Here is a 24,230-nt window from a genome sequence, read left to right on the forward strand (position 1 = left end):
CCGCGCCTACGGCTTGTGCTGTTCCGCCTGGATCCGGCGCAGCAGCCGTTCGAGGTTGCGGTCGCGGATGTCGTGCCGGCGCAGTTCCTCCAACGTGCGGTGGGCGTAGTCGAGCGTGGTACCGTAGATGCCCGAGGCGAAGGCGAAGATCGCGCGGTACTCCTCCTCGCTCAGCTCGCCGGTGTGGCTCGGGCTCCTGCGCGAGAGCGTGAAGGCGAGCGAGCGCACCGGGCCCTGCGGCGTGTGGGCCGTGAGCCAGCGCGGGTCGTACACGCCGGTGACCATCTCGCGCTTCCACAGCCGCGCCAGGGTCGGCTCGCCGTCCTCGCGCGGGATGCGGAACACCATGCCGCGGCAGCAGCCGCCGGTGAGCAGGCCGAAGACGAGGCCGGGCCGCTCCGGGGTGCCGCGATTGATGCGGCTCCACATCTTCAATGCGCGATGCCAGCCGTGCACGCGCGCCGGCCGGCGCTCGACGTACTCGAACTCCGGGCGCCAGATGAGGGACCCGTAGCCGAAGATCCACAGGTCCTCGCGCCCGCCCCATTCGGCCACGGTGTGCTCCAGCATGCGCTGGGGGTCGCGATGCGGCTTGGACACTTCGCTCACGGGCAGCACTCTAGCGCAGCGCGCCGTCCGGAGGTTGGTAACCGGTTCGTACCCGCCGACGGGCCACAAGCCGGGAGGGGCGGGGTAGGATGCACACGACCCGTTACCGCATCACCCATGAAATTGCATCCCGTGCTGGAGGCGGTGACCCGGCGCATCCGCGAGCGCAGCGCGCCCAGCCGTTCAGCCTACCTTGCCCGCATCGATGAGGCTGCCGGCCGCGAGCGCGGCGCCGACCGGATGGGCTGCGCGAACGTCGCGCATGCCTTCGCCGGCATCCCGCCCAACGACAAGTTCCGCGTCGTCGCCGAGCGCGCGCCGAACATCGCGATCGTCAATTCGTACAACGACATGCTGTCGGCGCACGCGCCCTTCGCTGGCTTCCCGCAGGTGATCAAGGACGAGGCGCGCAAGCAGGGCGCGACGGCCCAGGTTGCCGCCGGCGTGCCGGCGATGTGCGACGGCGTCACGCAGGGCACGGCGGGCATGGAGCTCAGCCTGTTCTCGCGCGACGTGATCGCGATGGCGACGGCCGTGGGCCTGAGCCACGACGTGTTCGACGCCGCCCTCATGCTGGGGATCTGCGACAAGATCGTTCCCGGCCTGCTGATCGGCGCGCTGCACTTCGGCCACCTGCCGACCGTGTTCGTGCCCGGCGGCCCCATGCCCAGCGGCCTGTCCAACAGCGACAAGGCCAAGGTCCGCGAGCAGGCGGCGCAGGGCCTCGTGGGCCGCAAGGAACTGCTGGAAGCCGAGGAGAAGGCCTACCACACGCAAGGCACCTGCACCTTCTACGGCACGGCCAACAGCAACCAGATGCTGATGGAGGCGATGGGCCTGCACGTGCCCGGCTCCGCCTTCGTGCAGCCGCAGCAGGCCCTGCGCGAGGAACTCACCCGCGAGGCCGTGCGCACCGCGCTGGGCATCCTGAAGGCCCAGCGCTTCACGCCGATCGGCAGGCTGGTCGACGAGCGCTGCATCGTCAATGCGATGGCGGCGCTGCTGGCCACCGGCGGCTCCACCAACCACCTGATCCACTGGGTCGCGGTGGCGCGCGCCGCCGGCATCGCGATCGACTGGAACGATTTCGACGAACTGTCTTCGGTCGTGCCCCTGCTGGCGCGCGTGTATCCGAACGGGCTGGCGGACGTGAACCAGTTCCAGGCCGCCGGCGGGCCCGGCTTCGTCATCCGCGAACTGCTCGACGCCGGCCTGATGCACGCGGACGTGCTGACGGTGCGCGAAGGGGGCCTGCGCGAATACACGCGCGAACCGGCGCTGGCCGCCGAAGGCCAGCGGCTGGTCTGGCGCGACATCGGCGCCTCGCGCGAGACCAGCGTGGTGCGGCCGGCGCAGCAGCCTTTCAGCCCCACCGGGGGGCTGCGGCTGCTCACCGGCAACCTGGGGCGCAGCGTGATCAAGGTCTCCGCCGTGCCGGACGACCGCCACGTGATCGAGGCGCCGGCGCGCATCTTCGACAGCCAGGAGGCGCTGCAGGCCGCGTTCAAGGCCGGCGAACTCGATCGCGACGTGGTGTGCGTGGTGCGCTGGCAGGGCCCGCAGGCCAACGGCATGCCGGAACTGCACAAGCTCACCCCGCCGCTCGCGGTGCTGCAGGGCAAGGGCTACCGCGTCGCGCTGGTCACCGACGGCCGCATGAGCGGCGCTTCGGGCAAGGTGCCGGCGGCGATCCATGTCTCGCCCGAGGCGGCGGTCGGCGGGCCGCTGGCGCTGCTGCGCGACGGCGACCTCGTGCGGCTCGATGCGCCCGCGGGCCGGCTGGAGGCGCTGGTCGATGCGGCGGAATGGTCGCGGCGCGAGCCGGCCCGCATCACGCGCGAACAGGCCGATGCGAACACGCACGGCGTCGGACGCGAGCTGTTCGCCGGCTTCCGGCGCAATGCGACACTGGCGGAGGAGGGCGCCTGCACATGGCTATGACACCCCTGTCGGCGCGGCCGACGTCCAGGGAAGTGATGGAGGACGCGCCGGTGATCCCGGTGATCGTCCTGAACGACGTGGCGCAGGCCGTGCCGCTGGCGCGCGCGCTGGTGGCCGGCGGCATCCGCATGCTCGAAGTGACGCTGCGCACGCCGGTGGCGCTGGCCTGCATCGAGGCCATCGCAAAGGAAGTGCCCGAGGCGGTGGTCGGCGCCGGCACGGTGCGCAGCGCGGCGGACGCGCAGGCGGCGGCGATGGCCGGTGCGCGCTTTGCCGTGAGCCCCGGCTATACGCGCGCCGTCGGCAAGGCGTGCCACGAGCTCGGACTGGCCCTGCTGCCCGGCGTGGCCACGGGCACCGAGATCATGCTGGCGCAGGAAGACGGCTACACCGCGCTGAAGTTCTTTCCCGCCCTGCAGGCGGGCGGACCGGCCATGCTCAAGGCCTGGCAGGGCCCGTTCAACGACGTGCGCTTCTGCCCCACCGGCGGCATCACGCTGCAGAACGCGCGCGAGTTCCTGTCGCTGCCCAACGTGACCTGCGTCGGCGGCTCCTGGATCGTCCCGGCTGACGCGCTGCAGGCCGGCGACTGGTCCCGCATCACGCGGTTCGCCGCCCAGGCGGCGGCGCTGCCCCGGGGATGAACCGGCGGGCGCTGCTGCGCGCGGCGCTCGCCTTCGCGCCGCTGGCCGCGCGCGCCGGGCAGGACAACGCCATCGCGGCAGCGATGAACGACCTGGCCGTGCGGCCGGAGCGTGACGTGCCCTATGGGCCGGATCGCCGGCAGCGTTTCGATGCGTACCTGCCCGGCACGCCGAGCGGTCCCTTGCTGCTGCTGGTGCACGGCGGCGCCTGGCGCGGCGGCGACAAGCGCTCGGCCGGCGTGCTGGCGAAAGCCCGCTACTGGACGGCCCGCGGTTACGTCGTGGTTTCGACCAACTACCGGCTGCTGCCCGAGGCCCATCCCCTGGCGCAGGCGCGCGATGTCGCGCGGGCGCTGGCCCAGGTGCAGCGGCGCGCGTCCGGCTGGGGCGCGGATGCGGCACGGTGCGTGCTCATGGGGCATTCGTCCGGGGCCCACCTGGCGGCGCTGCTGTCGGCCGAACCGGCGCTGACGCGCGAGCAGGGCGCCGATCCGTGGCGCGGCACCGTGTGCCTGGACAACCCGGCCTTCGACGTGCCGGCGCTCATGAACGCTGCCCACGACAAGCTGTACGACCGCGCCTTCGGCACGAACCACGCGTACTGGCGCACCGTCTCGCCGCTGCACATCCTGGCGCGCGATGCGCGGCGCGTCCTGGCGGTGTGCTCGACGCGCAGCCCGGCGGCCTGCGCCCAGGCCCAGGCGTTCGCGGCGCGCGCCGGCCGCCATGGCGTGAAGGTGCAGGTGGAGCCGGTGGACAAGGGCCACATGGACATCGAGCGCGAGCTCGGCTTGCCCGGCGCCTATTCCGAGTCGGTGGAGCGCTGGATCAGTTCGATCTTGTAGCCGTCCGGATCGGTCACGAAGGCGATCACGGTGCTGCCGCCCTGCACCGGCCCGGGCTCGCGCGTGACGTTGCCGCCGGAGGCGCGGATGCGATCGCAGGCGGCGTAGACGTCCGGCACGCCGATGGCGATGTGGCCGTAGGCCGTGCCCAGTTCGTACTTCTCGACGCCGTGGTTGTAGGTCAGCTCGATCTCCGCATGCTCCGGATTGCGGCCGTAGCCGACGAAGGCGAGCGAGTACTTCTGTTCGGGCCGCTCGGTCGTGCGCAGCAGTTCCATGCCGAGCACCTTGGTGTAGAAATCGACGGCGCGCTGCAGGTCGCCCACGCGCAGCATGGTGTGGAGGAGTCGCATGCTGGCATTATGAGCGCCGGTTGAAACACCCCTCTGCGTCCGGCTGTTGAATTGATGCTCATCCGTGCTGCGTTGGCCATGCTCCTGCTGCTCGCGGCCGCCGCCTGGGCGCAGCCGCAGCAGGCCGCCTTCGACCTCGTCGTGCGCGCACCGGGCCCCTTGCGCGAGCTGCTGGAGCGCAACCTGGAACTGCGCCGCTACCGCGACGTGAGCGACCTCGATGACGCCGAGATCGCGCGCCTGATCGTGCTGGCCGACAAGGACGCGCGCGAGCTGCTGGCCACCCAGGGCTATTTCGCGCCGCAGGTGAGCATCGCGCGCGAAAGCGGCCCGCGCACGCGCCTGGTGGTCGACGTGCAGCCCGGCGAGCGCACGCGCGTCAGGGGCGTGGACATCGCCTTCGAGGGCGACATCGCGACCAGTACCGACACCGACGCCCTCGCGCAGCGCCAGACGATCGTCGGCGGCTGGGAGCTGCCCGTCGGCCGCCCGTTCGCCCAGGCGCCCTGGGACCAGGCGAAAGCCGTCGCCACGCGCCAGCTGCTGGCGCGGCGCTATCCGGCCGGGCGCATCAGCTACAGCCTGGCCGACGTCGACGCCGCCACCGCATCGGCGCAGCTCGGGCTGCGGCTGGACTCGGGCGCGCTGTTCCGGCTCGGCCCGGTGCGCGTGACCGGCGTCGAGCGCTACGACCCGCTGCTGGTGCCGCGGCTCGCGCGGCTGCCGGAAGGCTCGATCTACGACCAGGAAAAGATCGTGCAGGCGCAGATCCGGCTGGCGGGCAGCGGCTACTTCGATTCGGCCTTCATCTTCGTCGATCCGCAGTCCGATCCCCTGGCTGCGCCGGTGCAGGTCACCGTGCGCGAGGCGCCGCTGCAGAAGGTGGTGCTGGGCCTGGGCTTCAGCACCGACGGCGGCCCGCGCGCCAGCGTGGAGCACACGCACAACCGCCTGCCGGTGATCGGCTGGCGCGCGGTGACCAAGCTGCAGGCGGAGCAGAAGAACCCGTACCTGCAGACCGAGTGGATCGCCATTCCCGACGCATCGGGCTGGCGCTGGTCGGTGCTGGCGCGCGGCGAACGGCTGGACGACGACCGGCTGGTCACGCACAGCCAGCGCCTGCGCATGGGAAGGTTCCAGAACGGCGACCGCATCGACCGCAACATGTACGTGCAGTACGAACGCGCCACGGTGGACAACCCGCGCAACGTGCAACTGACCCCGCTCGACACCGGGACCGGGTCCGCGATCACGGGCAACTACCTGTGGACCGGTCGCTACTTCGACGACCTGCGGCTGCCCACGAGCGGCTACGGCGTCGGCCTCGAACTCGGTGGCGGCCTCACGCTGGGCAACGTTCGGCAGCCGTTCCAGCGCACGGTGGTGCGCTGGCTCGGCTTCCGACCGCTGGCGAGCGGACGCCTGCAGCTGCGCGCCGAAGCCGGCGCGGTGCTGGCCAGGCGCAATGCCACGATCCCGGCCACGCAGCTGTTCCGCACCGGCGGCGACACCACGGTGCGCGGCTACAAGTTCCTCGACATCGGCGTGCCGCTGCCCGGCGGCTTCATCGGCCCCGGCCGCTATCTCACCGTGGAAAGCCTGGAGTGGCAGCGGCCCATCCTGCGCGGCGGCCGGCGCACGGAGTTCGAGCACACGCTGTTCGTCGATGCCGGCGCCGTGGCCGACCAGATCGGCGACCTGCGGGCCAAGGTGGGCATAGGCACCGGCGTGCGCTGGCGCAGCCCGGTGGGCCCGGTCGAGGGGGCGATCGCCTACGGCGTGCAGGCGCGGCGCTTCCGCCTGCACTTCAGCGCGGGGTTCGTGTTTTGAGGCGGCAGGCCTTCCGCGCGGCCCAGTGGACGCTGCGCATCATCCTGAACCTCGGCCTGCTGCTGATCCTGGTGGCCGCTGCGCTGTGGTGGTGGTCCGGCCGCGAAGGATCGCTCGACTGGCTGCTGCACCGCATCGGGGGCGGCCCCCTGCAGAGCGAGGGTGTGGAGGGTTCGATCCGGCACGGCTGGAAGATCCGCCGCATCGTCTGGGAGCGCGACGGGCTGCGGCTGGAAGCCGAGGACATCCGCCTCGAGTGGCAGCCGCTGGCCCTGTTGAACAAGACGCTGCAGCTCGAACGGGTGCAGGTCGCGCGCGCCCGCGTGACCGATCGCCGGCCCGCCAGCCAGGAGCCGCTCAAACCCCCGACGGACCTGCGCCTGCCCTGGCGCGTGAACGTCGAGGACCTGCAGGTGCGCGAGCTGGCGTACGACGGCCGCTTCCAGTTGCAGGCCCGCGGGCTGGCCGGTGGCTATGCCTTCGACGGCCTGCACCACCGCATCGCCCTCAAGTCCCTGCACATCGCCGGCGGCGACTACAGCGGCGAAGCCCGCATGCTGGCGCTGCCGCCGATGACGCTGGATGCGAAGCTGGCGGGGCGCTTCCAGGCCCCGGTGCCGGGGCGCGAGGAGCGCGTGCCGATCGCGTTCCGCCTGCAGGCGCAGGGGCCGGCGACGCGCTTCGACGCCCGCGCCGAGCTGCAGGTCGTGCAGCCGCGGCCGGAAGACGGCGTGCTGCCGCAAGCCACGGCGACGGCGCGCATCACGCCCTTCGATGCGATGCCGGTGCCGCAGGGCCAGGCCGATTTCCGCCAGCTCGATGCGGCGCTGTTCTGGCCGCAGGCGCCGCGCACGCGCCTGTCCGGGCACGTGGAAGTGGCGCCGCAGGCCGATGCGAGCTGGGCGCTGCGCGGCGAGGTGCGCAACGGCCTGCCCGGCCCCTGGGATGCCGGGCGCTTGCCGATCGAAGCGCTGCAGGCCGAAGGCGACTGGCGCGGCGGCACGGCGCTGGTGCGCAGCCTGAAGGCGCAGGCCGGCGGCGGGACGCTCACGGGCGAGGGCAGCTGGAAGGAGCGCGGCTGGCATTTCGCCGGCCGCGTCGCGGGTGTCGATCCCTCGCAGCTGCACGGCCGCCTGGCGCCGCTGCCGCTGACCGGGCCGGTGGAGCTCGAGGGCGAGCAGGGCGCGATCGGTTTCGTGCTGTCGCTCAAGGCGGGCGCGCCGCGCGCCCCGGCGCGGCGCGGCAAGGGTCCGGCCGCCGGTGTGCTGGCCGCCGCGGGCGCACTCGAACTGCGCGATGTCTCGGCCCAGGGGCGCTGGGCCGGCGATGCGCTGTCGCTGTCCATGCTGCGCGTGCGCACGGCCGATGCCAGCCTGGACGGCAAGCTGGAACTGCAGCTGGCGCAGGCGGCCGGCAGCGGGCAGCTCGAACTGCAGGCGCCGGGGCTGCGCGCCAGCGCGCGCGGCACCTTGTCGGAAACCCGCGGGCAGGGCAATGCCGACATCAGCGCCAGCGACCTGGCGCAGGCGCAACGCTGGCTGGCGCGCTGGCCGGGGCTGGCGGGCACGCTCAAGGGCATGGCCTTGCGCGGCAACGCGCAGGGGCAGCTCGCATGGCAGGGCGGCTGGCGCGACCCGGCGCTGCAGGGCCGCGTGACGGCGCGGTCGCTGGCCTGGCAGCCGGCCGGGGGGCCGGATGCGCCGCCGCCGTGGCTGCTGCGCGAAGCCTCCCTCAGCCTGCAGGGGCGGCTGCGCAACGCCGCCCTGGAACTGCGTGCGCAGGCGCAGCAGGGGCAGCGCCAGCTCGATCTCACCGGCTCCGGCCAGCTGGCCGGGACGCTCGGGGCCAAGCCCGCGTGGAGCGGGCAGGTCGCGAGCCTCGCGCTGACCGTGCACGATCCGGCGCTCACGCGCGATGCCTGGCGGCTGCAGTTGCAGCGGCCGGTGGACTGGCGGCTGCAGGGCGAGAGCTTCACCCTGTCGGCGGGCGAAGCCTTGCTGCGGGCGCCCGCGATGCGCAGCGGTTCCCCGGCGATCGACGCCGTGCTGACCTGGACGCCGGTGCGGCGCGAGCGCGGGCAGCTCACCACCTCCGGCCGGCTGGCCGGCCTGCCGCTCGCGTGGATCGAGCTGTTCGGCGGTCCGCAGCTTGCAGGCTCGGCGCTTTCCGGCGACATGGTGTTCGACGCCCAGTGGAACGCCGTGCTGGGCGAGACGCCGCGCATCGAAGCCACGCTGGCACGGGTGCGCGGCGACGTCAACGTGCTGGCCGAGAGCATCGATGGTGCGGCGGCACGGGTGACCGCCGGCGTGCGCGATGCGCGCGTGACGCTCCGCACCCAGGGCGAGCAGGTCGTGCTGAACCTGCTGTGGGACAGCGAACGGGCCGGCCACGCCGAGGGCGAGATCCGCAGCCGGCTGGCCCGTAGCGCCGACGGCGGCTGGGAATGGCCGGCGCAGGCGCCGCTGGCCGGGCGGGTGCAGGCGCAGCTGCCGCGCATCGGCGTCTGGTCGCTGCTGGCGCCGCCGGGGTGGCGGCTGCGCGGTTCGCTCACGGCCGACATCGGCGTCGCCGGCACGCGCGCCCAGCCGCAGCTCTCCGGCCCGGTGCAGGCGGACGATCTGGCGCTGCGCTCCGTCGTCGACGGCATCGAGCTGCGCAACGGCCGCCTGCAGGCGCAGCTCGCCGGCCAGAAGCTGGTGGTGAGCGAATTCCTGCTGCGCGGCAGCGAGGAGGGCGGCGCCGGCGGCGGCAGCCTGGTGGCCTATGGCGAAGGGTCCTGGACGGCCGGGGGCGCGGTGTTCGAGGCGCACGCGCAGCTGTCGCAATTGCGGGCCAGCATCCGCAGCGACCGCCAGCTCACCGTCTCGGGGCCCGTCGAGGCGCGCATGGGCCGCGACGGCACCACCGTCACGGGGCAGCTGCGCGTGGACCGCGCCCGCATCCAGATCCCGGACGAGACCCCGCCGCGGCTGGGCGAGGACGTGGTGGTGCGCAACGCGCCGGGCGTCGCCGCGACCGAGGCCGAGCGCCGCCTGCGGCCGGCGCCCAGCGAGGGCACGGGCCGCACGGTGACCATGAAGGTGAGCTTCGACCTCGGCAACGATTTCCGCGTCAGCGGCCGCGGGGTGGACACGCGGCTGACCGGGACGGTGCAGATCGAGGGCGCATCGGCGGGCGGCCTGCCGCAGCTCTCGGGCCTGGTCCGCACCGCCGGCGGGACCTACGAGGCCTACGGCCAGCGCATGAACATCGACCGGGGCGAGCTGCGCTTCACCGGCGCGCCCGACAACCCGGCGCTGGACATCCTCGCGATCCGGCCCAACCTCACGCCGAAGGTCGGCGTGCAGGTGACCGGCCGCGCGCAGTCGCCGCACGTGGAGCTGTACTCGGAAGCCGGCCTGTCGGAAGCCGAGACCCTGTCGTACCTCGTGCTGGGGCGCTCCTCGGCGGGCGGCGGCGCCGAGACGGCGCTGCTGCAGCGCGCGGCCACCGCGCTGCTCGCCGGCCGCGGCGGCACCGGCAAGGGCATCGCCGGCAAGCTCGGCCTGGACGACGTGACCGTGCGCTCCGACGGCACCGCCGGCGCCGTGGTGCGCGTGGGCAAGCGCTTCGCCGACAACTTCTACGCCGCCTACGAGCGCAGCCTGTCGGGCGCCATGGGCACGCTGTTCATCTTCTACGACGTCTCGCAGCGCGTGACGGTGCGTGCCGAAGCGGGCGAGCGCGCCGGCCTGGACCTGATCTTCACCTTCGCGTTCGACGGCCTGGGCCGCAGGAAGGCGAGCGAGCCCACCCGCTGAAGCTTCAGCGCAGGTCGAACACCAGGCAGGTCGTCGTCGCGTGCGCGTACAGGGTGCCGTCGGGGCCCGTGAGCCGCGCCTCCGCCGTGGCCAGCTGGCGGCCGCAGTGCACCACCTTGCCTTCGGCCCGCACCCGCTGCACCTTCGGCCCGATGGCCCGCACCAGGTTGACGCCCAGTTCCGCCGTCGTGTAGCCGCGGCCGGCCGGCAGCATGGTGTGCACCGCGCAGCCCAGCGCCGAATCGAGCAGGGTCGCGTACCAGCCGCCGTGCACGCCGCCCATGGGGTTGGCATGCGCCGGGCCCGGCGTGCCCTGGAACACGGCGCGGCCCTCGTCGGCCTCGACCAGCAGGAAATCGAGCGTGCGCGCGATCGGCGCGCCCGGCAGCTCGCCGCGCAGCAGCGCCTGCATCACTTGCAGCCCGCTGCGGCCGGCGAACTGCCCGGGCGGGACCACGCCCCAGCCGGCGCCGGCCTGCAGCCGGGCGCCGAGCTCGCGCTCGCGTGCGAGCCATTCTTCCAACAGGTCTGCCATTCGGGTCTCCAGGATTTCAAGTCAGTGGATCATGGCTCGGCATTTGGCGTCGGCCTACAAGCCGATGAGCCGCGGGCCGGCGCTGGCCATGGGAATGTTCGCCATGGCTCATGCGTCGGCGTACTACCATCGGACTCACATGCCAGGTGCACAGTCTTACCATGTTGGCACCCAGAGCGAATCCATGGCAGTGAAACCCGCCCGTCTGACCCTGCTGATCGACGCGGACAAGAAAAAGGCCTTCGAGGCGCTGTGTGCCTCGCAGGACATCACGGCTTCCCAGGTGGTCCGGCAACTGATCCGCGAATACCTCGCCAGGCACGGCGTCACGCCGACCTATACCTCGAACCGGGCGGACGCATCGAACGCACCGGCCGGATAGTCCACCCCGTGGCGATGGGAAAGCAATTACATTCCGATGGACATCAGGACCCATCGCCAATGGAGCTCAAGACCGCCCGGCTCACCATCCTCATCGACCCGGGGAAGAAGCAGGCTTTCGAGGAACTGTGCCGCACGCAGGACATGACGCCCTCGCAGGTGGTGCGGCGGCTGATCCGCGACTTCATGGAGCAGCAGGAGGCGCTGGCGCCCCGCCGTGCACCGGCACGCAAGCCGGCCGCCACGCGCCGCGCCCGCTGAAGCGCAAGCCGCGCAGCCGTCACGCGCGCACGGTCCCGGCCCAGGCATCGGCGAAGGCGCGCGCCATGCGGCTCACCTCCTCGGGTGCCGTCCCCGGCTTGTAGAGCGCCGAGCCGATGCCGAAACCATCCGCGCCCGCAGCCAGGTAGGACGCCATGGTCGCCGGCGCGATGCCGCCCACCGGCAGCAGCGGCACAGCAGCCGGCAGCACCGCACGCAGCGCCTTGACGGCGGCAGGTGGAATCATCTCGGCCGGAAAAAGCTTGAGTGCGGCGGCGCCGGCTTCCAGCGCGGCGAACGCTTCCGTCGGCGTCATCACGCCGGGGACGCACACCATGCCGGACCAGCTGGCGGCCCGCACCACGCGGGCGTCGAAATGCGGTGACACGACCAGGCGGCCGCCGGCTGCATGCACCGCCCGCACCTCGTCCTCGGTGCGCACGGTGCCGGCGCCGACCACCGCGCCCGGGAAGCGGCGCGCCAGCCGCGCGATGCTCTCCAGCGGCTGCGGCGAATTGAGCGGCACCTCGAACACGCGCCAGTTCGCGTTCCACAGCGCGTCGCCCACCGCGTCGGCTTCGGCCGGCGTGAGGCCGCGCAGGATCGCGACCAGCGGCAGCTCGTCGAGCGCGCGCTTCCAGGCTTGCGCCAGCAGCGGGTTCATGACTTCTGCAGCGTGCGGGCGAGCGCCCAGTGGCCGCGCCAGGTGGCTTCCGAGCCGAGGCTGCGCGACTGGCAGCCGAGCGTGCGCAGGGCCAGCGCGTAGCGTTCGGTGAGCGCCGGCGCGCCGATCAGCACCACCTCCAGGCCGTGCAGGGCGCGCGAGCGCAGTTCCTCGCCGATGACGAGGCCCGAGAGATAGCTGGGCAGCGCCTGCGTGGGCAGCCGGCCGAACAACGCCAGCGTGCGCGCGCTGAACGCGCTGTGCAGCAGCGAGCGGGCCTGCTGCGCGTGGTGCACGCCGCGCAGGAAGGCGGCCTCTTCCAGCGGACCGTCTTCTTCGGGCAGGGTGCGCGCGAGGATCGAGTGCTGCCGCAGCAGCGCGTAGAACTCGCCCGACATGAAGGTCGCGAAGGACTGCACGCGGCCGTCGGCCACGCGCACCCACTTGCAGTGCGTGCCGGGCAGCACGAACATGCCGGCCTGCAGGCGCAGCAGGTCCATCGCGCCGAACACCTGCACTTCCTCGCCGCGCATGGCGTCCGGCGTGTCCAGGAATTCGAAGCGCAGCCCGGGCACCAGCGCGATGCGCTCCGGCTCGATCCAGGCGAGCGCGCGCGAGAGGTCCGTGAAACCGGCGGGGCAGCTGCAGTAGGGCGCTTCCTGCCAGCCCTGGCGGCTGCCGGCCATGCCGCTCACGAGGCACAGGGCCTCGGGCTGGTGCAGCCAGTCGCCGCAGGTTTCGCGCAGGATGTCGGGGAAGGCGCCGGCGGGCACCGTCAGGATGCCGCGCTCGGAGGACCGTTCCTCCAGCACCGTCCCGTCGGCGTCGACGCGGGCGACGCGCAGGGAGGACGTGCCCCAGTCGACGGCGACGAGCGGGCGCATGTCAATGATTGTCGCGGGGCACGAAGGAGCCGCGCTTGCCCACCAGGAAGTCGAGGTCCGCGCCTTCGTCGGCCTGCAGCACGTGGTCGGTGTACAGCTTCCAGTAGCCGGAGGAAAGCGGCGGCTGCGGCGGCTTCCATTCGGCCAGCCGGCGCGCCAGTTCCTCGTCGCCGATCTCCAGGTGCAGCCGACGCTTGGGCACGTTCAGCTCGATCATGTCGCCGTTGCGCACGATGGCGAGCGGGCCGCCGGCGGCGGCTTCCGGCGCGGTGTGCAGCACCACCGTGCCGTAGGCCGTGCCGCTCATGCGCGCGTCGCTGATGCGGACCATGTCGGTGATGCCCTTGCGCAGGATCTTGGGCGGCAGCGGCATGTTGCCGACTTCGGCCATGCCGGGGTAGCCCTTGGGACCGCAGTTCTTCAGCACCAGCACGCAGGTCTCGTCGACGTCGAGGTCCTCGTCGTCGATGCGGCGGTGGAAGTCCTCGATGTCCTCGAACACCACGGCGCGGCCGCGGTGCACCATCAGCTCCGGCGTGGCGGCGCTGGGCTTGATCACCGCGCCGCGCGGCGCCAGGTTGCCGCGCAGCACGGCGATGCCCGCTTTCTCCTTGAACGGCGCGGCCAGCGGCTGGATCACTTCCTTGTTCCAGTTCTGCGCGCCCTCGATGTTCTCGCCGACGGTCCGGCCGTTGGCGGTGACGGCGTCCAGGTGCAGCGCGTCGCGGATCTCGTTCATCACGACCGGGATGCCGCCGGCGTAGCAGAAGTCCTCCATCAGGTGCTGGCCGGAGGGCTGCAGGTTGACCAGGCAGGGCATCTCGCTGCCCAGGCGGTCGAAGTCCTCGATGGCGAGCTCGACGCCGATGCGGCGCGCGATGGCGATCAGGTGGATCACGGCGTTGGTCGAGCCGCCGATGGCGGCCAGCGTGCGAATCGCGTTCTCGAACGCCTTGCGCGTGAGGATGGAGGAGAGCTTCTGGTCCTCGTGCACCATGTCGACGATGCGGCGGCCGGCCATGCGGGCCAGCACGTTGCGGCGGCCGTCGACGGCGGGATACGCCGCGTTGCCCGGCAGGCCCACGCCCAGCGCCTCGACCATGCTGGCCATGGTGGAGGCCGTGCCCATCGTCATGCAGTGGCCGTGGCTGCGGTGCATGCAGCTTTCGGCTTCGAAGAAGTCCTGCAGCCGCAGCGTGCCGGCGCGCACCTGCTCGCTCATGCTCCACACGCCGGTGCCCGAGCCGAGTTCCTGGTCGCGCCACTTGCCATTGAGCATGGGGCCGCCGGAGACGCCGATGGTGGGGATGTCGACGCTGGAGGCGCCCATGATCAGCGAGGGCGTCGTCTTGTCGCAGCCCATGAGGAGCACGACGCCGTCGACGGGGTTGCCGCGGATCGATTCCTCGACGTCCATGCTGGCGAGGTTGCGATAGAGCATGGCGGTGGGACGCAGCAGCGTCTCGCCCAGCGACATCACGGGGAATTCGAGCGGGAAGCCGCCCGCCTCGTAGACGCCGATCTTGACCTGCTCGGCGAGCGTGCGGAAGTGCGAGTTGCACGGCGTGAGCTCGCTGAAGGTGTTGCAGATGCCGATGACGGGCCGGCCGTCGAACTGGTCGTGCGGCACGCCCTTGCCCTTGACCCAGCTGCGGTAGGCGAAGCCGTCGCGGTCCTGGCGGCCGAACCATTGCTGGGAACGGAGTTCTTCGGGTCTTTTCTTGCGGGGAGGGGTCATGCGCAGGGTTCCGTGGAAGTGCTGGGCCAATTATGTGCCGGTGCGGATGCGGAGCGCTGGGCGGAGTCGTAGGCTGGTGGTGAGCCTTGCGAACCCCAGCGATGCGCGAGCGCGGCGAAGCGCTGGGGTTCGGCCTTCGGCGCTCACCGCCAGCCTACAAAAGGCCGCCAACCCTGCGGTTACTCCTTCACCGCCCCCGTCAGCCCCGAAACGTAGTACTCGACGAAGAACGAATAGATCACCGCCACCGGTAGTGACCCGAGCAGCGCCCCCGCCATCAGCGGCCCCCAGTGGTACACGTCGCCTTCGACCAGTTCGGTCACCACGGCCACCGAGACCGTCTTGACCTCCGACGAGGAGACGAAGGTCAGCGCGTAGATGAACTCGTTCCAGGACAGGGTGAAGGCGAAGATCGCCGCCGAGATCAGCCCCGGCACCGACAGCGGCAGCACGATCTTCCACAGGATCTGCAGCCGGCTGGCGCCATCGATCAGGGCGCATTCCTCCAGCTCGAACGGGATCGAGCGGAAGTAGCCCATGAGCAGCCAGGTGGCGAAGGGAATGAGGAAGGTCGGATAGGTGAGGATCAGCGCCCAGCGCGTGTCGAACAGCCCCAGCTTGAACACGATCGCCGCCAGCGGAATGAACAGGATCGACGGCGGCACCAGGTAGGCCAGGAAGATCGACAGCCCCACCTGCTTGGAGCCGCGAAAGCGCAGGCGTTCGATCGCATAGGCCGCGAGCACCGAGCAGAGCAGGGAGACGAAGGTGGAGACGATGGACACCACCATGGTGTTCCACAGCCAGGCCGGGTAGTCGGTGTGGAACAGCAGCTTGTCGAAGTGCGCCAGCGTCGGCCCGATGATCCAGAACGGGTTGCCGTCGCGCGCGAGCAGTTCGTGGTCCGGCTTGAAGGACGTCACCGCCATCCAGTAGAACGGGAACAGCAGCACGAACACGAAGATCGCCAGCGGCAGGTAGAGCGTCACCGTTCGCCGGGGCAGCGAACTGAGGTAGTTCATGCCCTGGCTGCCGTCGTCCTGGGCTTTCATGCGTCGCTCGCTCCTTGTTGCCAAGCCCGCCGCTGCAGGCCGAAGTAGGAAAAGAGGATGGCCGCGAGCAGGAAGGGCACCATCGCGATGGCGATGGCCGCGCCTTCGCCCAGGGCGCCGCCGGGGATCGCGCGCTGGAACGACAGCGTCGCCATCAGGTGGGTGGCGTTGAGCGGGCCGCCGCGCGTCAGCACGTAGATGAGCTGGAAGTCGGTGAACGTGAACAGCACCGAGAAGGTCATCACCACCGCGATGATGGGCGTGAGCAGCGGCAGCGTGATGTAGCGGAATCGCTTCCAGCCCCCGGCGCCGTCGATGGCCGCGGCCTCGTAGAGCGAGGGCGGGATCGTCTGCAGGCCGGCCAGCAGCGTGATCGCCACGAAGGGCACGCCGCGCCAGATGTTGGCCGCGATGGTCGACAGCCGCGCGTTCCACGGGTCGCCGAGGAAGTCGATGTAGTGGTCGATCCACCCCAGCTTCATGAGCGTCCAGCTCACGATGGAGAACTGCGAGTCGTAGATCCACCAGAAGGCGATCGCCGACAGGGCGGTGGGCACGATGTACGGCAGCAGGATCACCGTGCGGAAGAAGGTCTTGAACGGGATGCGCTCGTTCAGCAGCACGGCGAGCCACAGGCCCAGCACGAACTTGATGACGCTCGCGACCGCGGTGTAGAACAGGGTGTTGAACAGCGCCAGCCGCGTGACGCTGTCGCCCCACAGGTAGGTGTAGTTGTCCCAGCCTATCCACTCGCCGCCGCGGCCGATCTTGGTGTCCGTGAAACCGAGCCACACGCCGAGGCCGAGCGGATAGGTGAGGAACAGCAGCAGCAGCACCGCCGCAGGGACCATGAAGAGCAGGCCCAGCAGGTTGCGGCTGTTGCCGAGCCGGTGCCGCCGCACGGGCCGGGCGCGGCCGGCCACTTCCGCTGGATGGATCGCGCCGGCCTCCATGGTGCCTTACACCTTGTAGTAGCGGTCGGCGCGCTGCGCCGCGCGCTGCATCGCTTCCTTGGGCGACTTCGCCCCGCTCACGGCCTCGGCCACCATGTCCTGCACGATGAAGTCGGCCAGCGCGCCGGCGGAGGCGTAGCCCAGCTTGCCCATGTAGCCGGCCGGCCGCATGTTCTTCACCGAGTCGCGGTAGGGCGTGTTCTTCGGGTCGACCGTCCACACCGGGTTCTTCTCGTAGGCGCGCAGCGGCTGCGAGATGTAGCCGCCGGCGGCCTGCATCCACGGCCCGTACTGCTCCTCCTCCATCATGAAGCGCACGAATTCCTTGGCGGCCTTCGGGTACTTCGTGTGCTTGAACACCATCTGGTTGAAGAACAGGTGGTATTCGGTGGGCACGCCGACCGGGCCGACCGGGAAGGTGGCGTGCTGGATGTCCGCCGCCATTTCCTTCAGCTTGGGATCGGTGGAGTTCTTGGCCGCGTAGTAGATCGAGATGCCGTTGTTGGTGACGGCGACCTGGCTGTCGAGGAAGGCCTTGTTGTTGTTCGGGTCCAGCCACGACAGCGTGCCGGGGATGAAGGTCGCGTACAGCTCCTTGCCGTATTCCAGCGCCTTGAGCGTGGCGGGGCTGTCGATGGTGACCTTGTTGTTCTTGTCGACCAGCGCGGCGCCGAAGGCCCAGATCAGCCACTGCGTCCAGCCGCTGTCGCCGGTGGCGTGGCCCAGTGCCATGCCGCCGGGCGTGCCCTTGGCCTTGAGCGCCTGGAACATCTTCAGGAAGCCGTCGGTATCCTTCGGGAAGGCGGTGACGCCTGCCGCCTTGAGCATGGAATCGCGGTAGACCATCATCGAGCCGGTGCCGCCCAGCGGCACGCCGATCCAGTGCCGGCCGTCGGGCCGCAGGTAGGCCTCGCAGGCGGGATACCAGCCGCCGTACTTCTTGCCCAGGTAGTCGGCGACGTCCGTCATGTCGACCAGCTTGTCGGGGTAGAGGTTGGCGTCGTCGTTGGTGGACAGGATGATGTCCGGGCCGGCGCCGGTGTTGGCGGCCACCGCCGCCTTGGGACGCACGTCCTCCCAGCCCTCGTTGTCGAGGCGGACTTCGATGCCGTACTTGTCGCTGAACTTCTTGACGTTGGCGTTGTACGCATCCTCGTCACCCTGCACGAACCGCTTCCAGCGCAGCACGCGCAGCTTGGCGCCCTTCTCGGGCTGGTTGTTCCACTGCGCCTGCGCGCCCACCGGCCACAGCATCGGCAGCGACACGGCGGCCGCACCGGCCGATGCTTTCTTCAGGAACTTCCGACGGTTCGTCATGGTTGTCTCCTTCGAGGTGAATGGGCAGTGCAGGGCAGGGCCGCGGCGCGCTCACTGCGCCAGGCGCATGCCGCTGGCTGGATCGAACAGGTGGGCGCGGGCGGGATCGGGCCGCAGGCGGATGGTCTCGCCGGGGCGGAAGGCGTGGCGGTCGCGGAACACGCTGGTGACCTCGACGCCGGCGAGCTTGGTGAAGACCTGCGTGTCGGCGCCGGTGGGCTCCACCACCACCACTTCGCCCGGCATGCCCTCGCCATCGCTGGCGAGTTCCATGTGCTCGGGCCGGGTGCCGTAGATCACGCTCTGGCCGTCCTGCGCAGCCTGCGCGCCGGCGGGTGCCGGCAGCGACAGGCCGGGGCCGAAATCGATGCGCGCGCTGCCGTTGGCGCGCCGCACGACGCCGGGCAGGAAGTTCATCGCCGGCGAGCCGATGAAGCCGGCGACGAACTGGTTGGCCGGATGGTCGTACAGCTCCAGCGGCGAGCCGGTCTGCTCCACCAGGCCGTCGCGCATCACCACGATCTGGTCGGCCATGGTCATGGCTTCGATCTGGTCGTGCGTGACGTAGACCGAGGTGGTCTTCAGGCGCTGGTGCAGTTCCTTGATCTCGGTGCGCATCTGCACGCGCAGCTTGGCATCGAGGTTGGACAGCGGCTCGTCGAACAGGAACACCTGCGGGTCGCGCACGATGCAGCGGCCCATGGCGACGCGCTGGCGCTGGCCGCCGGAGAGCTGGCGCGGATAGCGATCGAGCAGGGCTTCGAGGCCGAGGATCTCGGCGGCCTTCTTCACGCGCTGGTCCGCCACCGACTTCGGCTGCTTCGCGAGCATCAGGCTGAAGGCCATGTTGTCGCGCACCGTCATGTGCGGGTAGAGCGCGTAGTTCTGGAACACCATGGCGATGTCCCGTTCCTTGGGCGTGAGGTCGTTGACCACGCGGCCCCCGATGCGCACTTCACCGCGGCTGATTTCCTCCAGCCCCGCGATCATGCGCAGCAGCGTGGACTTGCCGCAGCCCGAAGGCCCCACGAGCACGGCGAACTGGCCGTCTTCGATGTCGATGTCGACGCCGCGGATGATGTGCGCGGCACCGAAGAACTTCTCGACGTTGCGAATCTGTACGTTGGCCATCGTCCTCGCTGGTTGAACACGCTGGAAGCGCCGAACTTGTAGCATGGAACAAATGCCGCGTCATCAGCATTGCACCCGCGCGCGCTGCACGTCGCGGGTAAACCCGCGCAGCCGATCCGCGGCGGGCTGCGCGCGTGAACCTTGGTTCCCGCCCGGGGAACCTCAGGCCGGCGAGGCCTCGTCCTGCATCTCTCCCGAGAGCAGGACGCGGTGCCCCCTGGCGACCGGCACGGCGCGCAGCAGCGCACGCGCCACGGCCGCCGCGGTGATGGGGCGGAAGTCGGCGGGGATCAGGGGCTTGAGCCAGCGGCCGACGTGCAGGCCGATCTTCTCGCCGGCGCGTTCCGGCTGTCCGAGCGCCTCGCGGTCGCCCACCAGCAGCGAGGGGCGGGCGATCACGACGCCTTCGAAGCCGAGAGCGGCGACGGCTTCCTCGAGTTCGCCCTTCACGCGGCTGTAGAAGATGCGCGAGCGCGCATCCGCCTTCATGGCGCTCACCAGGCCGATGCGGCGGGCGCCGGCAACCTGCGCTGCGCGGGCCACGGCGAGGTTGGCATCGAAATCGACCGCGCGGAAGGCGGCCTCGCTGCCGGCCACCTTGATGGTGGTGCCGAGCGCGAGGTAGGCTTCATCGACGGGGGGCAGCGCCGGCAGCGCCGCGAAATCGACGGTATGGACCGTCAGCCTGGGGTGTTGCACCCCAGGCGGGCGGCGGACCAGGGCATGGACCGCCGCGATCGTGTCGTCCGCCAGCAGGCCCCGCAGGATTTCCCGGCCGACCAGCCCGGAGGCTCCGGCCAGCAAGGCGCTGCGCATGGCTGCGCTTCAGCGGCCGTAGTTGCGCGCCGGGTTGCCGCCGCGGCCGCGGTTGCGCCGGGCGCCCGCGCCCATGCTGTCGATGCTGGTGCGCGTCGGGTCCGGCTGGCCGCCGCCGTTGACGGGACGCAGCCCCGTCATGTCGCGCCGGCCCGGCATGTTGGTGCGCAGCGGATCCACGTTGCGCGGCATGCGGTCGTCCGCGTCGTCCTCGTGGGGACGGACGGCGCGGGGCGGCCGCGCCTGCACGTTGCCGTTGTGGCCGTTGCGCGCACCGTTCGGCTGCTGCTTCGGCGGCCGCGCCTGCTGCGCGCCGCGCTGCTGGCCATTACCGTTGCCGTTGCCATTGCGCGCCGGCTGGGCCTTCCTGGATTTGCCGTTGCCGTTGCCGTTGCCGGCGCCGTTGCGCGCGCCGCGGCCGGAGCCGCCCGACTTGTCCTTGTTCTCGCGGATGCGCTGCATCATCTCGCTGCGCGCCGCCTTGGCCGCGGCGTTCATCACCTCGCGCGAGGGCGGGCGGCCCTTGCCGCCCCACAGCACCTGGCGGCCCATGGCGATCGGCTGGGCCTGCTCGCCGGCCTCGGGGCCGAAGCCGTCGATCACCTGCGCCGGGATGTCCTGCTTGGTGAAGCGCTCGATCTCCTGCATGAAGCCTTCCTCGTCCAGGCAGACCAGCGACACGGCCTGGCCTTCCTTGCCCGCGCGGCCGGTGCGGCCGATGCGGTGGACGTAGTCTTCCGGCACGTTCGGGATCTCGTAGTTCACCACGTGCGGCAGGTCGTCGATGTCGATGCCGCGTGCCGCGATGTCGGTGGCCACCAGGGCGCGGATCTCGCCGCTCTTGAAGCCGGCCAGCGCCTGCGTGCGGGCGGTCTGGCTCTTGTTGCCGTGCAGGGCCATCGCGGTGATGCCCTTCTTGCCCAGGAATTCGGCCACGTGGTTGGCGCCGAACTTGGTGCGCGTGAACACCAGCACCTGCGACCAGTCGTGTTCCTGGATCACGTGGGCCAGCAGTTCCTTCTTCTTCTCGCGGCCGACGGGGTGGATCACCTGCGTGATGCGCTGCACCGTGGTGTTGCGCGGCGTGACCTGGATGCTTTGCGGCGAGCGCAGCAGCGTGTGGGCCAGCTCGCGGATCTCGTCGCTGAAGGTGGCGGAGAACAGCAGGCTCTGCTTTTCCCTCGGCACCAGGGCCAGCACCTTCTTCACGTCCGGCAGGAAGCCCATGTCCAGCATGCGGTCGGCTTCGTCCAGCACGAGGATCTCCACGGTGGACAGGTCCAGGTGGCCCTGCTGCTGCAGGTCCAGCAGGCGGCCCGGCGTGGCCACCAGGATGTCGACGCCCTTGCGGATGCGGTCGATCTGGGGGTTCATGCCCACGCCGCCGAAGATCACCGTGGAAGTGAGGGGCAGGTACTTGCCGTAGGTGCGGATGGACTCTTCCACCTGCGCGGCGAGCTCCCGCGTGGGCGTCAGCACCAGGGCGGCGATGCCGTCCTTGCCGAACTTGTTGGTCCTGCCCTTGCCCTTGGAGAGCTTGTGCAGCATCGGCAGGGTGAAGGCGGCCGTCTTGCCGGTGCCCGTCTGGGCTCCGGCGAGCAGGTCGTGCCCTTCGAGCACTGCGGGGATGGCCTGGGCCTGGATGGGGGTGGGGGTTTCGTAGCCTTCCTCGCGAACCGCCTTGAGGATGGCGGGGGCGAGATTCAGTTCGTCAAAATTCATTGAGCAGTCAAGCGCCTTCCCGGGCGCGGGGGCATCGGCCGTTCCGTGCCGCAAAGGGCCGGTTCCAGTCAAGGCAGATGAGGGTTCTAGGGTGGGAGCCAGCAGGCGTTGCAAGCCTGCCTCGTCCCCAGCGAAACGCTGAGCCCGCGAGCAACTGGGAGCCGCGGGAAGACCCATTGTCGCATGGATCCGGCTGGCGTGCGCAGAGGGCCTGCGGCGTGACGAAATAGGCCCTGCGTTGCGCCGAAGCACCGCACGTCGGGCGCAAAACGTCACACGTCCTGCCGAAAATTGGCGTACGGCTGGGGCTCACCCATAATCGGGGAACCGAACGGGACCCCCAGAACATGGCCAAGATGATGAAGCTCCGGCTGGGCGTCTCCGACGATCCGACCGCCCTGCAGCCGTCCCTGAGCGACTGCCTGGGGGCCATGCTGAAGCAGGCCGAAGCCTTGATGCAGCAGGTGCTGCAGGGCCTGGAGCTGGGCACCAGCGCCACCGGGCCGCAGCGCCTGGCGCCGCTGCAGGCGCCCCAGGTGCGGGCCGCCGTGCTGGGTCTCGAGGGCAAGGCTGCGGCCGTCAAACACAGCTTCGTCAAGGAACTCACCCGCCTGGTGTACGAGGGCGGCGGCAAGGACCAGACCGCCACCGAAGTCCTGCGCTTCCAGGACCTGCAGCTGTTCGAGGACGAGGAGCTCGATCAGAGCATCGAGATCGCGCGCGCGCAGCAGGAAGTGGTGCTGGCCGTGGACGACACGCTGCCGCCGCTGGACGCCCTGATCAGCACCATGCTGGGATGGCGCACGATCCAGCCGGGGCTCAATCCGCTGCGGCCCGAAGTGTTCGTGCGCGCGCTGCAGCACACCCTGGCGGAACACGTGGCCGAAACCGGCGCCCGCGAAGTCCTGATCACACCGGCCGCCGGTTTGCTGGGCGTGAACCTGCGAAAGCTCTATCGCGAGCTGGCCGACTGGCTGCGCTCCACCGGCGTGGAACCCGCGGTGCCGGTGGGAGGCCGCATCAACCGGGCGACCGGTGCCAGCGGCGCTCCGGTCACGGACACGGTGGCCAAGACGCTGCTGACCCTGGACCGCCTGCGCAAGCTGCTGGCCGGCGACTTCGACCAGCCGCGCAAGGCCGAATTCCTGCACACCATGCCGGCCTCGATGGCCCTGCTGCAGGACCTGAAGAAGACCGACGAACTGGTCAAGCGGCTGGAACAGCGCAAGAAGCCCGTCGTGGTCGTGGAGCAGCCGGTCGACATGCTGGCCGATGCCGCCAGGGAACCCCCGGCCACCGGCCGCATCGGGCAGCAGCTGGGCGAAGAGGTCGTGCGCCTCATGTTCGACAACCTGCTGGAAGACCGGCGCCTGCTGCCCACGCTCAAGCGCGAGCTCAAGGTGCTGGAGCCCGCGGTGCACCGGCTGACCAAGGAAGACTCGCGCTTCTTCAGCGACCGCAACCACCCGGCGCGCCAGCTGCTCGATCGCATCATCCAGCGCAGCCTGGCCTTCCCGTCGGAGGAAGACGCGGGCTGGCCGCGCTTCCTCGAGTCGCTGCAGTCCGTCAGCCGCTGGCTGGAAAGCAAGGTGATGGACGCCGATACCTTCGGCGAGATGCTGGACGAGCTGCAGGCGCAGTGGACCGAGCAGGACCAGGGCGCGCGCCAGAAGCGCGAGGAAGCGGCGCGCGCGCTGCTGCACGCCGAACAGCGCAACCTGCTGGCGCAGAAGCTGGCGTCCGATTTCGCCGATAGCCTCGGCGGCCTGGACGTCGCCGACTTCATCCGCGACTTCCTGAAGAACGCCTGGGCGCAGGTGGTGGCCGAGGCGCAGCTCAGTTGCGAGGACGGCTCCCCCGATCCGTATGGCTACCGCGCGATGGTCGACGACCTGATCTGGAGCGTGCAGAAGACCACCGCGCAGCGGGGGCGCGCGCGCCGGCTGGTGCAGATGATCCCCGGCCTGCTGCAGCGCCTGCGCGAGGGCCTGGGGCGCATCGGCTACCCGCAGGAACTGACGCAGCGTTTCTTCGACCACCTGATCACCCTGCACCGCGCCGCGGTGCAGGAAGGGCGCGATGCCAGCATCCAGGCGGCGGCCGATGCGGCCTGGTCGGAGCAGTCGCAGTTCCCGGAAGGCGCCGAGGAAGACCTGCAGCTGTGGCTGGACTCGAGCGAGGCCCAGGAGTCCGGCTTCATCGAGGAAGAGGCGGACCTCGACACCGATTACGCGGCCTCGCCCGAGGCGCCGCGCCAGGAGGCGCTGCGCGCCGAGCAGGACACGAGCCGCGCCCGCCAGGTGCCGTCCCAGGCGCCGCAGGCCGAAGCGCAGGCGGGGCTCGTGCCGGAAGACCTGCGCATCGGCGCCTGGGTCGAGATCCGCATCAAGGGCGACTGGGTGCGGGCGCAGCTGACGTGGTGCAGCCCGCATGCGACGCTGTTCATGTTCACGTCGATCGGCGGTGCGGCGCACTCGATGTCGCGCCGCACGATGGAAAAACTCCGCACCGGCGGCCAGCTGCGCGTCGTCGCCGAGCGCCCGGTGGTCGACGAGGCCCTGGACCAGGTCGCCCGCGCCGCCCTCAAGAACAGCGTGGGGCGGCCGCCGGAGTAGCCATCGGACAGCCGCAACGCAGAAGCCGCAAAAGTTACGCAGAAGCCGCAAAAGGACAGCCAATCCAGAATCTGGATGTCCTTTTGCGGCTTTTGCGTAGTTTCTGCGGCTTCTGCGTTCCGGCTGTCCGGCTGTC

At 70.8% G+C, this 24,230-nt stretch carries 20 protein-coding genes; 8 read left to right on the plus strand and 12 right to left on the minus strand.

What is annotated here, in order from left to right; translation table 11 throughout:
• Nucleotides 1-6 precede the first annotated feature (6 nt).
• Nucleotides 7-570 (minus strand): gamma-glutamylcyclotransferase, encoded by a 564-nt coding sequence (locus JI746_RS03825; RefSeq protein WP_201687761.1) that lies wholly within the window; start codon nt 568-570, stop codon nt 7-9.
• A gap of 156 nt (nt 571-726) precedes the next feature.
• On the opposite strand from JI746_RS03825, the gene edd reads away from it, so the two are divergent.
• The 3 genes from edd to JI746_RS03840 are packed head-to-tail and all read left to right on the plus strand — an operon-like array spanning nt 727 to nt 4,039.
• Complete coding sequence (gene edd, locus JI746_RS03830) at nt 727-2,550, plus strand: phosphogluconate dehydratase (protein ID WP_201687469.1); 1,824 nt, start codon at nt 727-729, stop codon at nt 2,548-2,550.
• Nucleotides 2,541-3,194 carry a bifunctional 4-hydroxy-2-oxoglutarate aldolase/2-dehydro-3-deoxy-phosphogluconate aldolase gene (gene eda / locus JI746_RS03835; RefSeq protein WP_201687470.1) on the plus strand — a complete coding sequence of 218 codons (654 nt, stop codon included), beginning with the start codon at nt 2,541-2,543 and terminating at the stop codon, nt 3,192-3,194. The genes edd and eda overlap by 10 nt, the downstream gene beginning before the upstream one ends.
• Nucleotides 3,191-4,039, plus strand: coding sequence for an alpha/beta hydrolase (locus tag JI746_RS03840; protein ID WP_201687471.1), 849 nt, complete (start codon nt 3,191-3,193; stop codon nt 4,037-4,039). Before eda ends, JI746_RS03840 begins: the two co-directional genes overlap by 4 nt.
• Here JI746_RS03840 and gloA read toward each other — a convergent pair.
• Nucleotides 3,997-4,392, minus strand: a complete 396-nt coding sequence (gloA, locus tag JI746_RS03845; protein WP_201687472.1) for a lactoylglutathione lyase — start codon at nt 4,390-4,392, stop codon at nt 3,997-3,999. The genes JI746_RS03840 and gloA overlap by 43 nt on opposite strands.
• Before the next feature lie 78 nt (nt 4,393-4,470).
• Between gloA and JI746_RS03850 the strand changes: the two genes are divergently transcribed.
• Together JI746_RS03850 and JI746_RS03855 are read left to right on the plus strand one after the other, a co-directional pair.
• Nucleotides 4,471-6,222, plus strand: a complete 1,752-nt coding sequence (locus tag JI746_RS03850) for an autotransporter assembly complex protein TamA (RefSeq protein ID WP_236599551.1) — start codon at nt 4,471-4,473, stop codon at nt 6,220-6,222.
• The gene (locus tag JI746_RS03855; RefSeq protein ID WP_201687474.1) at nt 6,219-10,025 is read left to right on the plus strand and encodes a translocation/assembly module TamB domain-containing protein; all 3,807 of its coding nucleotides are present in this window, start codon (nt 6,219-6,221) and stop codon (nt 10,023-10,025) included. The genes JI746_RS03850 and JI746_RS03855 overlap by 4 nt, the downstream gene beginning before the upstream one ends.
• A gap of 4 nt (nt 10,026-10,029) precedes the next feature.
• On the opposite strand, the gene JI746_RS03860 is transcribed toward JI746_RS03855, so the two are convergent.
• Nucleotides 10,030-10,560, minus strand: coding sequence for a PaaI family thioesterase (locus JI746_RS03860; protein ID WP_201687475.1), 531 nt, complete (start codon nt 10,558-10,560; stop codon nt 10,030-10,032).
• 184 nt (nt 10,561-10,744) lie between these two features.
• On the opposite strand from JI746_RS03860, the gene JI746_RS03865 reads away from it, so the two are divergent.
• The gene (locus JI746_RS03865; RefSeq protein ID WP_201687476.1) at nt 10,745-10,942 is read left to right on the plus strand and encodes a ribbon-helix-helix protein, CopG family; all 198 of its coding nucleotides are present in this window, start codon (nt 10,745-10,747) and stop codon (nt 10,940-10,942) included.
• A gap of 59 nt (nt 10,943-11,001) precedes the next feature.
• Entirely contained in the window at nt 11,002-11,202 is a 201-nt protein-coding gene (locus JI746_RS03870; RefSeq protein WP_201687477.1) for a CopG family transcriptional regulator, read from the plus strand.
• Nucleotides 11,203-11,221: 19 nt separating this feature from the next.
• Here JI746_RS03870 and JI746_RS03875 read toward each other — a convergent pair whose 3' ends face one another.
• The 9 genes from JI746_RS03875 to JI746_RS03915 form a co-directional block, all read right to left on the minus strand.
• On the minus strand, nt 11,222-11,866 hold the full coding sequence (locus tag JI746_RS03875) for a 2-dehydro-3-deoxy-6-phosphogalactonate aldolase (protein ID WP_201687478.1): 645 nt from the start codon (nt 11,864-11,866) through the stop codon (nt 11,222-11,224).
• Nucleotides 11,863-12,750 (minus strand): 2-dehydro-3-deoxygalactonokinase, encoded by an 888-nt coding sequence (locus tag JI746_RS03880; RefSeq protein WP_201687479.1) that lies wholly within the window; start codon nt 12,748-12,750, stop codon nt 11,863-11,865. The genes JI746_RS03875 and JI746_RS03880 overlap by 4 nt, the downstream gene beginning before the upstream one ends.
• A gap of 1 nt (nt 12,751) precedes the next feature.
• Nucleotides 12,752-14,488 carry an IlvD/Edd family dehydratase gene (locus JI746_RS03885; protein ID WP_201687480.1) on the minus strand — a complete coding sequence of 579 codons (1,737 nt, stop codon included), beginning with the start codon at nt 14,486-14,488 and terminating at the stop codon, nt 12,752-12,754.
• Nucleotides 14,489-14,667: 179 nt separating this feature from the next.
• A complete protein-coding gene (locus JI746_RS03890) occupies nt 14,668-15,540 on the minus strand; it encodes a carbohydrate ABC transporter permease (RefSeq protein ID WP_236599552.1) in 873 nt (290 codons plus the stop codon).
• Nucleotides 15,537-16,391, minus strand: coding sequence for a carbohydrate ABC transporter permease (locus JI746_RS03895; protein ID WP_236599576.1), 855 nt, complete (start codon nt 16,389-16,391; stop codon nt 15,537-15,539). Before JI746_RS03895 ends, JI746_RS03890 begins: the two co-directional genes overlap by 4 nt.
• Before the next feature lie 108 nt (nt 16,392-16,499).
• Nucleotides 16,500-17,810: an ABC transporter substrate-binding protein gene (locus JI746_RS03900; RefSeq protein ID WP_201687482.1), complete on the minus strand. Its 1,311-nt coding sequence runs from the start codon at nt 17,808-17,810 to the stop codon at nt 16,500-16,502.
• Between the two features lie 51 nt (nt 17,811-17,861).
• Entirely contained in the window at nt 17,862-18,941 is a 1,080-nt protein-coding gene (locus tag JI746_RS03905; RefSeq protein WP_201687483.1) for an ABC transporter ATP-binding protein, read from the minus strand.
• A 162-nt stretch (nt 18,942-19,103) separates the two neighbouring features.
• Nucleotides 19,104-19,757 (minus strand): NAD(P)H-binding protein, encoded by a 654-nt coding sequence (locus tag JI746_RS03910; protein WP_201687484.1) that lies wholly within the window; start codon nt 19,755-19,757, stop codon nt 19,104-19,106.
• 9 nt (nt 19,758-19,766) lie between these two features.
• Nucleotides 19,767-21,479: a DEAD/DEAH box helicase gene (locus tag JI746_RS03915; protein WP_201687485.1), complete on the minus strand. Its 1,713-nt coding sequence runs from the start codon at nt 21,477-21,479 to the stop codon at nt 19,767-19,769.
• A 356-nt stretch (nt 21,480-21,835) separates the two neighbouring features.
• Here JI746_RS03915 and JI746_RS03920 point away from each other — a divergent pair, with 356 nt between their 5' ends.
• Nucleotides 21,836-24,094: a DUF1631 family protein gene (locus JI746_RS03920; protein ID WP_201687486.1), complete on the plus strand. Its 2,259-nt coding sequence runs from the start codon at nt 21,836-21,838 to the stop codon at nt 24,092-24,094.
• Nucleotides 24,095-24,230 lie beyond the last annotated feature (136 nt).

This window comes from Ramlibacter alkalitolerans, from assembly GCF_016722765.1.
In the GTDB taxonomy this organism is placed as follows: Bacteria; Pseudomonadota; Gammaproteobacteria; order Burkholderiales; family Burkholderiaceae_C; genus Ramlibacter; species Ramlibacter alkalitolerans.